We start from the raw sequence: 11,981 nt of genomic DNA, 5'->3' as shown, positions 1-11,981 counted from the left end.
TTTTTCTTGTTAAAAAGGGTGTAGAATAAAGAGCAGAACGAAGAAAGCAGGTCAAACCATGAAACAATCCATTGCTCTTTTGATGTCCGTCCAGTTTTTCGTCTATTTAGGATTCGGCATCATTATTCCCGTATTACCTGAAGTGATCCTTCAACAAAACTATTCAGAGATCCACGTTGGTGGATTATTATCTGTGTATGCTCTCGCATCCTTTTTTGTAGCTCCTTTATGGGGAAAATACTCGGATCGTACAGGGCGCAAAAAATTAATACTAGTCGGTCTATTGGGCTTCAGTTTAAGCTTTTGGGTATTTGCTTTTTCATTCGACTCGTTGATTCTTCTCTATCTTTCACGGATTATTGGCGGACTCTTCTCAGGAGCGCTTTACAGTGCTGTGACGGGGTATGCTTCAGACATTTCTACTGAAGAAACACGCAATAAATATTTAGGACTGCTCGGCATGTCTATCGGCTTAGGCTTTATATTCGGACCAGCCATTGGAGGTATTCTCGGGGATATTAGTTTACAACTCCCATTCATTGCGTCTGCGGTGTTGACTCTTGTACTTCTGGTTTACGCACAAATCATTTTAAAAGAACCTGAACGAACAGGCGAAGCAAATAAACGTCAGTTGCTACCGAAAGGAGCACGAACGTTGTGGATGTACCGTATTCGTTACTTATTTATTTTCTCATTTATGGTCACATTCTTACTAGCAGGACTTGAAGCAACCTTCCAGTTGTTCCATATCGAACGGATTCAAATCACACCGCTTCAGCTCGGGTATCTATTCCTCTTTAGTGGACTCGTTGATGCCATCGTTCAAGGTGGAATCGTGCGACGTATTAAAAATGGAACCGAAACAACTTGGATTATTTGGTCCCAAGTGATTGCTGCAATTGGATTGGGCCTCACTTTCTTTACAACTAGTCTTGTTATGGCGGGGATTACACTTTGTATCTTTACTGCTGGAAATGCCTTAGCAAGAACAACACTTGTTGCTCTTACAACAAAAGAATCAGGCGGCAACTATGGTACAGCTGCCGGAGTCAGTTATTCGATGGACAACCTAGGTCGTATCATCGGACCCTTAACATTCGCGTTCATCTTTACGCAACTTCCAAACACGCTTTATGTCGTTTCCGCAGTTTTGTCTTTAGCAAGCATTGTTCTAATCATTCTATTCCGCGCCAATTCAAATTCTTTACGCGAAACAAAAAAACAGCTAGCCCCGTAATGGGACTAGCTGTTTTATAGTGGCTGGACCTCTTTATTCAATGATTCAACGCTTTTCTTTGCAAGTTCTGGATGTGCTTTTACTAACACCGATGTTCTCGTCAAATACAGTACCGTCGCAATGAGGATAACTGCTGAGATGAGGAAGATCGGTTCCGGTGGGAAGACATCAAATAATACCCCAAACAGCACCATTCCAATCGGCATGAGTGCAATTGCAAATGTCTCAAGCAGCGAGAATACACGTCCTTTGTAATCATCATCAATTGTCTTTTGAAAATACACTTGCATCGGAGTATTGATGAAAATAATCATGACTCCTTGTATGAACATCAGCGCAATGTAGAAGATCAACATTTGCATATAGGAGATAGGAAGTAAAAGTGGTACAGTAATTGCTGCAAGCATTATCCCAAGCACTAGTATTCCACGTTTCGAAATTAGTAACGGATACTTAAATTCTTTCCGTGACGACATGTAAATCGAAGTAAGAAGCATTCCGATGGCAAATGCTGCTTCTGTAAATCCAAAGTGCTGGGCAGACATTTTCAACTGATCAATCAATACGAAAGAATAGCCAACTTGAAACGCTCCGAACATAAAGTTGACGGACAATGCAATAATCATGATAGAAAGAAGTATCGGCTGTAGTTTGACGTATGCCAGACCTGCTTTCATATTCTCAAGCATCTTTTCTTGTTTTCGCTCGCTCTCCTCTGTGCGACGTGAGTAGAGTGTAAAGTTCATGGTCGACTCTAAAATTACAGCCACTGCAGAAGCTACTGCAAACAATACGAGAAAGACTTCCAGTGAAACTGTCCCGTACAAAATCCCCCCTACCGCTGGACTTGCAATCGCAGCAAATGAGATGGACATTTGATTAAGAGACATCGCTTTTTGAATACGCGTTTCGTCAATGAGGCTTGAGATGGATGAACTAAATGCGACACCTGAAAAAGTCGATGTCATCGCAAGGATTGCTGTGACCGTATAAATTGCGGGTAACGAGAGTCCAAATGCCATCATGTAACCGATTAACGAGAGAATAGTAAGCACCGTGATAATTTGCGCTGAAATGACAATCACTTTTCGGTTATACTTATCTACAACATAGCCTGCAAATGGACCGAGTACAGCTCTTGGGAGGATACTAAAAATCAGATTCATCGCAAAGCTAGATGCAGATCCGGTCATTTGCAAAATGTAAAAACTAATGGCAAATGTATACACCGAGGCACCAAACGTACTAATCAACTTACTAATCGTAAATGTCCAGAGATGTTGAGTTGCTTTTTTCAACTTCACTGCGTCATCCATCATAAAGCCTCCTTAATGTTTAATTTTATTAAACAAAAATATATCATACCATTTTCTTGAAGTCAACACTAAAGTTTAATATAATTAAACTAACACGAAATGAGGGAATCCGTATGTCTTTAGGGGAACGTATCCGTGAACTACGTAAAGAAAAGAAAATGACATTACAGCAACTTGCTGGCGATGCTATTACAAAGGGCATGTTGAGTCTTATTGAAAACAACAAGGCAAAACCTTCGATGGAAAGCCTTCAACATATCGCATCTACTTTGGAAGTTTCTGTGAGTGATTTATTAGAAGACTCGTCTTCCGCTGAAAAAAAAGAAATTGTTCGTCAGGCTGAAGAACTATACAAAAAACTTAGTTATCCAGACACCAAGATATTTAGTGAAATTTTGAATTTAATTGCACCTCATCTGCCTGCAAAAGGAAGAGGGTATCTAGATGCTCGACTGCTCGACCTGTACACACGAATTGCGTATGAAAGTGGAAATCCAGATTGGAAAAGTTATTGTTCCCGTGCCATTACTCTCTATGAGGAAATTCAAGTAGCACGCCGCGCAGCATCTCTTCGTCTGTTCCGAATTTCTGTAAAGTTCCGTGAAAAACAGTATGAAGAAGCTCTTCGGCAATTACTTGAAGAGCGACAGTCATTAGAACAACAATCTGTATGGACGGATCCGTTATCTCGACTTGACTATGATTATTCGGAAGCTGTGTTTTACTATGCGGTCGGTCAGCAAGACAAAGCGCTTGATACGATGCATGCTGCAATTGAATTCTCAAAACAACAAAAAGTATTTTATCGCCTCGATCACCTCTACCGCTTAGCAATCATTCATGCTATCATGGCCGGAAATGAGAAAGAAGCAAAAATGTACATTTCTCGCTTAGAGGCGTATGGTCTATTTACTGATGATGCGGAAGTGACAGAATTCATCCAACTGATTTGGGTTCATTATTATACGAGCTACACAAAACAAATAGACGAAGCCGATAAGCTGATGCAGAAAATATTGAAAACATCAAAGCCGCTTGAAGAGTTGGATTCTGAGCGTGTGGAATATGCGAAGATTTTATATTACAAAGAGCAAATCGATAAAGCGCAAGAAGTTTTAGAAAACACTCCACCTCCACCCTACTTTGTCACTCACCCGATTGACTTGAGTATGTATTCTGAACGGGAGTATTATCTAGCTAAGATTTATCAGCAGCAAGGTGAATCAGACAAGGCGTTGGCAATTGCAGAAGAAGCTTGGGAGCAACTTGATACGTTTCTTGAGACTCCTTATAAGACGCGCATGCGTGATTTGATTGCAGAATTGAATTCTACAAACTAAACTGGCAGCGTCCTAGCAATGCAAAAGGAGTTTCTCATAATGAATGAGAAACTCCTTTTGTCTACTTTATAGCGAAGTCGTGTGGTGTTCTCCAAATCTAAAACTAAAGTTGAGTGGAATGGAGGCGTTGACTCCAGAACAGTCGGCTACACATCTAAATCGGAATCGAGTTGCGAACGCCAGAAACACGCTCCGGAATCAGCCGCACCCGCAAAGACTGAAGAGCGCCTTCACGGGCACGTCTGATTTCCTCGGAGTTTCTAGAGTGGCGTTCTACACATCTAAAGCTTGCTCAGACTGAGGCGTATTGTAGACAGATTCGTCCAGTTCGCCTGTCACCTTCGCAGTTGTTACGCCCGCTGTCATTGCTCCACTGACATTTACTGCTGTACGGCCCATATCAATCAAGGGTTCTACCGATACTAACAGACCCGCTAAAGCAACCGGTAAATCTAACGCAGATAAGACAAGGATAGCAGCGAACGTTGCGCCTCCCCCTACTCCTGCGACACCAAAAGAACTAATGGCCACGATCCCTATGACCGTTAAGATGAACCAAATATCGAGTGGATTAATTCCTACAGTCGGTGCAATCATGAATGCAAGCATCGCTGGGTAAATTCCCGCACATCCATTTTGACCGATAGACAATCCGAACGAGCCTGAGAAGTTTGCAATTCCTTCAGGAACTCCTAGTTTATGTGTTTGCGTATGAATATTCAGTGGTAAAGTACCTGCACTTGAACGAGATGTAAACGCAAATAATAAAGCCTCTGAAGCTTTCTTTACATACGTAATTGGATTTACACCAGAAACAAGTAAGATCAATAAGTGAATCAAGAACATCACGCCGAGTGCTACATACGATGCCAATACGAACTTGCCTAGTGTATAAATGGCTTCAAAGTTTGATGTTGCTACTGTGCGCGCCATGATAGCTAATATTCCGTAAGGCGTTAAACGGAGAACAATTCGAACAATACCCATTACTAGTTCATAAATGGCATCAATGCCTTTTTTAAGTGTTGCGGCCGTCTCAGGTGAGCGGCGAACAACGGACAGATAGGCAAAACCGATGAATGCTGCAAAGATTACGACAGCGATTGTAGAAGTTGGACGAGCCCCAGTAAGATCAAGGAATGGGTTAGCAGGTAATAGACTGATCAATTGCTCTGGGAATGTCTGATCCGCTACTTCTGCAGATGTCTCTTCGATATATACGCCTCGTGACTCTTCTGCTTCTCCGCTAAAAATCTGCTCAGCATTTAAATCAAACAACGCAGCAGATGAAATACCTACAGCAGCTGCCACAGCTGTTGTTCCAATTAAAATAGCTAATATGATTCCTGCAATTTTCCCTAATTGATTGCCCAGCTTCAACTTTGCAAAAGCACCAATAATTGAAATGAACACGAGTGGCATAACAATCATTTGAAGCAGTCGTACATAGCCGACCCCAATGACATTATACCAAGCGGACGTATCTGTTAAGATTTCCGAATCCGCACCATATGCTAGATTTAAAATAAGTCCTAAAAGTATTCCGAGTCCTAGTGCTGTAAAGACACGAGTTGAGAATGATTTATTTTTACGCTTCATCCATACTAATACTCCAATGAGGACTAAGAGAGCGAGACTGTTGATTACTACAAACATGTTAATTTCCTCCTTTTTTTCAAACGATGTATCGTATTATATGCTTCTAATTCCAACCTGTAAAGTATGAATTACTGAGAAACTATGTAAATTGGTTTGCATTCGGTATACTTAAGGTAGAAATTCCATAGAAAGGAGGAGCTGTCATGACATATACTATTTTTAGTGTAGCGGCATCCATCGTCATTATTTTAAATATATTCTTAGCCGTAGCACTTATCTTCCTTGAGCGACGAGACGCAAGCTCCACATGGGCTTGGATTCTTGTTCTCTTCTTTGTGCCCGTATTAGGATTTATTATTTACCTATTCTTCGGTCGTCAAATCCGAAAGAAAACTCTTTTTAGGTGGGAAGGTCGAAAGAAAGTTGGAATCCAACAACTCATCAGTTACCAGAAGAGCGCAATCGAAGAAGACCGGTTTGAATTTCGTTTGGACGATGCACATAATTATAAAGACTTAATTGTGATGCATTTAAATAACAATCAGGCAGTCCTCACGCAAGATAACGCTGTACAGATTTTTAATGATGGTCGAGCGAAATTCGATGCGTTACTAGAGGATATGCGAAAAGCAAAAGATCATATTCATATGCAGTACTATATTTTACGACTCGATAACCTAGGTAATGAAATCTATCAGGTCTTACTAGAAAAAGCACGTCAAGGCGTAAAAGTCCGCATCCTCTATGATGAAATGGGTTCTCGAACATTACGCAAAAAACATTTTAAAGAGCTTACAGATTTAGGCGGTCGGGTGGAAGCCTTCTTCCCCGCAATTCTTCCAATGATCAATATGCGCCTCAATTATCGCAATCACAGAAAAATTGTCGTCATCGACGGACATATTGGCTATATAGGTGGATTTAATGTAGGTGATGAATACTTAGGTCTCAACAAAAGATTTGGGTACTGGCGTGATACACATTTACGTGTCGAAGGCAGTTCTGTGCATCCCCTTCAAACTCGCTTTATATTAGATTGGAATCAGGCTTCAGCTGATCATGATATCGAGTATGACGAACGCTATTTCCCTACCATTCCGATGAAAGGTTCCGTTGGATTACAGATCGTATCAAGTGGACCGGATGAAGAATGGGAACAAATCAAGAATGGCTATTTAAAATTGATTTCGTCCGCCAAAAAGTATATTTATATTCAAACGCCCTATTTTATTCCGGATGCGAGCTTCATGGATGCTCTGCGTGTAGCTGCACTTTGTGGGATTGATGTGCGCATCATGATTCCAAATAAGCCAGATCATATCTTTGTTTATTGGGCTACGTATTCACACGTTGGAGAGTTGCTGAAGGCTGGCGCGAAAATCTACATTTATCAAAATGGCTTCTTGCATACAAAAATGATTGTTATCGATGATGAAGCATCTTCTGTCGGGACAGCAAATATCGATGTGCGAAGTTTTAAATTAAATTTTGAAGTAAACGCATTTATTTATGATCGCGAAACTTCCCATCAACTTGCGCTGTTATTTGAAGAGGATATGACATTCTCTACAGAATTAACGAGAGAAATTTATTTGAATCGTACACGTCTGATCAAAGCAAAAGAATCAATCGCAAGGTTGCTGTCTCCAATTCTTTAAGATGTGGAGCCGACTGGTCAGAAATTGTGCGAGAAGACAGCGTGGACCGTGAAGCGTTCTTTGCTTCATGGGCCGCGATGGCTTCTTGCGGGATTTCTAGGAGGCGCAACTCGATTTCGTTAAGATGTGGAGCCGACTGCCTGTAAGGCACTGCATACTTTAGAGATCCAGATTCATCTTACGATGTTTGCTTTTAAGATCAAATTGAGAACGAAAAGGACTGGGGCCGCTCGAATCGAGCGGCCCCAGCGCGAGTCTTCTTAGTTTGCTCTTGCGCAATCATCTCCAGCTGAATCTGGCTAGTTCAAGTGCTTCTTATCAGGAAGTTGTTCCTTTCATCGTTTCAAATTCTGCTTCGCCTCTATCATTTATTCTCAACTAACTATCGTGTTGCAAGTAATAAATTTAGTTCCAGGCTGTGCTAACGCAAGGCCTGATTCAATTCCCTAAAATCATAATCGAGGACAGCGAGCAAGTGCACACTTACTAAGTATTTAAATGATTTATAATAGATGATTGTTCAATGGCAAGAAATCCCGGAAGCCAGGTCGTCATTTCCCGGGCCATCAGGGTTTTCCCGAGACCCGGCAACGAAGATGAAAGCGCTCTTCTTTCATCTTACGTGGGGAGGCTCGGGGAAATCCTCCCAGGAAATGACGACCTGGGTGGAGGGATTTACCGGTTTGAAGTGATAATTGGTGAAAAAGGAGTTTCTCGTAATTTGAGAAACTCCTATTTTTATTGTTCGATATATTCTTCTACAGTCAATCCAGAATTAACTATCTCTAATGCGAGCTCTTTACCTAGATAACGGAAATGCCACGGCTCGTACATATACCCCGTGATTTTCTCTTTCCCCTCTGGATACCTTAAAATAAATCCGTAAAGGTGAGCGTTTTCAGCAAGCCATTTCCCTGCCTCTGTGTCTCCAAAACTCACCCGTGCAAAGTGCTGCTCAAAGTTTTTTTCTCCAATATCAAGTGCAAGGCCTGTCTGATGTTCAGAGTGTCCAGGTCGTGCACTGTATCTGTCCGCTTCTTCTTGACCGTCGTTAGCCACATAGCGCTCATAAAGTTCTTGCTGACGTTCAAATGAACGATACCCACTAAATGCAACGAGTTCATATCCATCTAGGCTAGCCGCTGCAGCAAGTTCTGCAAAAGCTTGTTGGACTTCTTGAAGCATCTCGTCGGTTGGAACAAAATCTTGAGGCAATGGGTACTGCTTACTGGCCATTAAAATACCACTCATATACGTGGGTTCTTGCGGTAATACCTCATTTCCTTCATACCCTTTTGCTCCCGACCGGTCCACTTCTGGTTCTGGTTCAGGCTCTGGTTCAGGCTCTGGAATTGGCTCCGGTTCAACTTCTTCAGGTTGTTGTTCCACAATTGGCTCTGGCTCTTCTTGAGGAACTTCATCAAAGAGTTCATTGAGGGCGAGATAGCCTTGTTGGTGCGCAAAAAATGCACCACCCCCCGCTAATAAAATGAAAAGTAAGCCTATAATCCAAGGCCACTTTTTCTTTTTTTTCGTTTGATATAAATAAGAGCGCGTATTCATCTGAAGCCTTCTTTCCTGTCTACAAAGTATCTTAAGTGTATCATGTTCCCTGGAATAATTCTTCCTTTCTCAACAGAGTGGCGTATAATGAAAGAATTGAATCGATAGTTTAGGAGTCGTTTGCATGAAGTCTCAAAAATGGATGTCTGTACAGTTTTTTATTTTCTTCTTCACTTGGGGTGTTTTCCTTCCGTACTGGACAGGATACCTAACAAATGTGAAAGACATGAGCGTGTACTCAGCAAGTTTAATCATGGGAGCAGGTATGATAGCACGTGCCTTTTCCACTCTTGTACTTTTCCCTGAGTTAACTAAACGCTATAGTATTCATGTTTTCCTTCGGATATTGGCGCTCGGATCGCTTCTAACATTCGTTCTCTATATTCCACTGTCATCCTTCACCATGTTGCTACTGATTACAGTTCTTTTTAGTTTGGTTTATCCAAATTTATTACCCGCAATGGAGAGTTGTGCTTCTCTATTGATGCAACGCGACCGCATCCATTATGGACGAAGCAGATCATACGGCTCTGCCGGCTTTATGGCAGCAGTACTTGTTATAGGTTTCACGACTGCGCAATTTGGTGAGCAAGCAATCTTGTGGGTAATGATTGGAGCGTTGGCATTTGTGGTGATTGCTACTTCTTGGAGAGCACCTGCCGCATTAACGGATGTCCCTGTTCGAGAAGGACAACAAAGTACATGGCAACTTGCAAAAGTGTTACTCAAGCAAAAGGAATTCTTAGCGGCACTAGTCATTGTTGTGTTGATTCAAGGCTCTCACGCTTCGTACAATTCCTATAGTTTTATTTATTTGCAGGATATAGGCGTGAGCAACTCATGGATCGGTGTAATAATCAACGTAGCCGTACTTGCTGAAATCGTCTTATTCATGGTGGCTGACAAAGTGTTTGGCAAATCAAAAGTCTATACACTATTTATGATTGCTGCAGTAGGTGCAACCGTCCGATGGATTTTAATTTGGTTGGTGCCGACAGCTGGAGTATTTGTTCTAACTCAAGTCTTGCATGCGATTTCCTTTGGTCTCGCACATTATGCATTTATTCAGTTCATTGCGCGCTCGTTGACGAAGTCATCTATCCCAACCGCTCAAGGGTTATATGCTGCATTTGCGATGAGTTTAAGCACTGCACTTCTTACATTCTTAGGTGGATATTTATATGATATTCAAGCGGGCTATGCATTCCTTGGTATGGCGGCATTCTCATTCCCAGCGATTGTAATGCTTATTTTACAACGCAAAAAATTGACCACATAAAAAAAGTACCTTCTCTTGAATCTAATCAAGGAAGGTACTTTTTTAATTACGTTAGAGTAATAACTAGCACAACTACAAATGCCACTGCAAAAAAGACGGCCATACCTCTCATCCACTTTGCTTCTTTTTCCATTCCACGCTCTTTAAATGTAATGGCTCGATACGTATTGGTAAATACAAATACCAATGTCATAAAGAGTACTGCTAGATTTAAAGAATTTTGAATGACAAAATAAATAGCAAGTGCACTGGATAAAACAACTGGAATTCCAAATGCTAGATTGCGAGTTCGTGACGGCATTTTTTCACTCATGCTGCATCAGCTGCTTTCTCAGGGTGTTCTGAATAAAACTTACGTCCGATATACGTCTGGATGATCAATAATACTCCTCCAACTGCCCAATAAAGCGGAAGCGCAGCCATAGACGTAAACGAGATCAACATAATCATGATTGGAGAAATCCAAATCATAATTTTCATCTGTTGTTTCTGTTGCTCTGGAACTGTCCACAGAGAGACTTTTGCTTGTAGGAAGTAAACAACTCCTGCAATCAATGTCATTGCAATATCTGGTGTACCGAGGCTGAACCAGATGAACTCATGTGTTTTGACTTCTTCCGAGTACAGAATAGCAAAGTAAAGACCCATGATAATCGGCATTTGAAGCAAAATTGGGAGACACCCCATGTTTAAAGGGTTCACGTTATGCTTGCGATAGAGTCCCATCATTTCTTGCTGAAGTGCCATTTGATCTTCTTTTGATTTTGTTTCTTTTAGACGCTTTTGAATATCGTCCATTTCAGGTTTTAACTTATCCATTTTCACTTTCATACCTTGTTGCGCTTTGTAGTTACGAAGCATTAAAGGCATTAATACCAAACGAATGATAATGGTAATAGCGATAATAGCTAAGCCGTAACTCCCATTAAATAGCGTCCCAAAGTAATCAAGTGCCCAATCAAACGGTCGCACAAAAATACTGTAAAACGTACCTTCTTTATTTTCCACGCCAGAACATCCGCCGAGGAATACTACAGTGGCTACAAGTAGTGCAGCCAAGCTCCATTTTTTCTTCACATTGGTCACCTTCATTTTTCAAACTATCCCTACTATATACTAAAACTTCCCTATTAATCAAACGCTAATAGGGAAGTTCACTCAGTTGACACTTTCTTTAAATGTGAATTGGAAGAAGGATGTAGCAGGTTGGTCTCTAAATTGTTTTGGCGTTACTGTCGTATACTTTTTAAAGATTCGCGTGAAATACGATTGATTGCAGAAATGGAATTGGTCCGAGATATCTGATATCGATTTAGACGTATGACGTAAAAAGTATTGAGATTCTTCTACTTTTCGAATGTTTAAATACTCTACTAAAGTAATGCTTGTATGTTCCCTAAAGATCCGAGACAAGTGACTCGTACTAATGGAGAATTTTTGAGCAATGGCTTCTACCGATAAATCGCTTTCGATTTCATCATTTATGTACAGAATTACTTTATTCACGGTCTGGTGATTAAATTGCGGTTTCGTTCGTTCAGATAAAACATGAACATAAAATTCAATCAATTCTTCTCCACATTGTAAAAATAATACATCGCTCATTCGGCTATCAATCACATCCATGCATGAACGACTAAATGCAAATGCCTTTACTGGGGGCACTTGACTATCAATCAATTTGCGCGCCATTGTTGCTGCAAGGTGAATATAAAATAGACGGGCAGCACGAATCATGTCTTTTCCTGTGAGCTGACTTAGCGCGTCGATGATTAAACGGAGGCGCTCACGAGCTTGATCCAAATCCAGAGTTTGCATGTCGTGAAACATCTCTTTTTCTAATAAAAAGTATCGTTCGGCTAGAGCATCATGACTTGAATCCACACTGTTTTCTACAAAAGCATTTGAAAAAGCTTCTAAAAATAATTTGTCTGAAGAAAGCGGATTTTTATGAATTTTAGTGAGCATATGATTTAACCTCTTTTTCTT

Annotated in this window: 10 protein-coding genes; 4 read left to right on the top strand and 6 right to left on the bottom strand. The window is 40.9% G+C overall.

Annotated features, from left to right (window positions below):
- Nucleotides 1–58: 58 nt before the first annotated feature.
- Complete coding sequence (locus ACF3OH_RS03250; protein WP_392455801.1) at nucleotides 59–1,237, top strand: MFS transporter; 1,179 nt, start codon at nucleotides 59–61, stop codon at nucleotides 1,235–1,237.
- 14 nt (nucleotides 1,238–1,251) lie between these two features.
- On the opposite strand, the gene ACF3OH_RS03245 is transcribed toward ACF3OH_RS03250, so the two are convergent.
- On the bottom strand, nucleotides 1,252–2,553 hold the full coding sequence (locus ACF3OH_RS03245) for an MFS transporter (RefSeq protein WP_392455799.1): 1,302 nt from the start codon (nucleotides 2,551–2,553) through the stop codon (nucleotides 1,252–1,254).
- Between the two features lie 113 nt (nucleotides 2,554–2,666).
- Here ACF3OH_RS03245 and ACF3OH_RS03240 point away from each other — a divergent pair, with 113 nt between their 5' ends.
- Nucleotides 2,667–3,893, top strand: coding sequence for a helix-turn-helix domain-containing protein (locus tag ACF3OH_RS03240; protein WP_204590631.1), 1,227 nt, complete (start codon nucleotides 2,667–2,669; stop codon nucleotides 3,891–3,893).
- A 273-nt stretch (nucleotides 3,894–4,166) separates the two neighbouring features.
- On the opposite strand, the gene ACF3OH_RS03235 is transcribed toward ACF3OH_RS03240, so the two are convergent.
- A complete protein-coding gene (locus ACF3OH_RS03235) occupies nucleotides 4,167–5,555 on the bottom strand; it encodes an L-cystine transporter (RefSeq protein ID WP_392456679.1) in 1,389 nt (462 codons plus the stop codon).
- A gap of 140 nt (nucleotides 5,556–5,695) precedes the next feature.
- On the opposite strand from ACF3OH_RS03235, the gene cls reads away from it, so the two are divergent.
- On the top strand, nucleotides 5,696–7,150 hold the full coding sequence (gene cls / locus ACF3OH_RS03230) for a cardiolipin synthase (protein ID WP_392455798.1): 1,455 nt from the start codon (nucleotides 5,696–5,698) through the stop codon (nucleotides 7,148–7,150).
- A gap of 738 nt (nucleotides 7,151–7,888) precedes the next feature.
- Here the strand turns inward: cls and ACF3OH_RS03225 are convergent.
- Nucleotides 7,889–8,713, bottom strand: a complete 825-nt coding sequence (locus tag ACF3OH_RS03225) for a D-alanyl-D-alanine carboxypeptidase family protein (RefSeq protein WP_392455797.1) — start codon at nucleotides 8,711–8,713, stop codon at nucleotides 7,889–7,891.
- A gap of 124 nt (nucleotides 8,714–8,837) precedes the next feature.
- Between ACF3OH_RS03225 and ACF3OH_RS03220 the strand changes: the two genes are divergently transcribed.
- On the top strand, nucleotides 8,838–9,992 hold the full coding sequence (locus ACF3OH_RS03220) for an MFS transporter (protein WP_392455796.1): 1,155 nt from the start codon (nucleotides 8,838–8,840) through the stop codon (nucleotides 9,990–9,992).
- Nucleotides 9,993–10,038: 46 nt separating this feature from the next.
- On the opposite strand, the gene ACF3OH_RS03215 is transcribed toward ACF3OH_RS03220, so the two are convergent.
- From ACF3OH_RS03215 to ACF3OH_RS03205, 3 genes are all read right to left on the bottom strand, one after another.
- Nucleotides 10,039–10,293 (bottom strand): hypothetical protein, encoded by a 255-nt coding sequence (locus ACF3OH_RS03215; protein ID WP_204590627.1) that lies wholly within the window; start codon nucleotides 10,291–10,293, stop codon nucleotides 10,039–10,041.
- 8 nt (nucleotides 10,294–10,301) lie between these two features.
- Nucleotides 10,302–11,069, bottom strand: a complete 768-nt coding sequence (gene yidC, locus ACF3OH_RS03210; RefSeq protein ID WP_338032462.1) for a membrane protein insertase YidC — start codon at nucleotides 11,067–11,069, stop codon at nucleotides 10,302–10,304.
- An 81-nt stretch (nucleotides 11,070–11,150) separates the two neighbouring features.
- Entirely contained in the window at nucleotides 11,151–11,960 is an 810-nt protein-coding gene (locus ACF3OH_RS03205) for an AraC family transcriptional regulator (RefSeq protein WP_204590625.1), read from the bottom strand.
- Nucleotides 11,961–11,981: the final 21 nt, after the last annotated feature.

It is taken from the genome of Chryseomicrobium aureum, assembly GCF_043182735.1.
Taxonomy (GTDB): Bacteria; Bacillota; Bacilli; order Bacillales_A; family Planococcaceae; genus Chryseomicrobium; species Chryseomicrobium aureum.
Note: the sequence above shows the minus strand (reverse complement) of the source record. Positions and strands in the feature narration are given on the sequence as shown.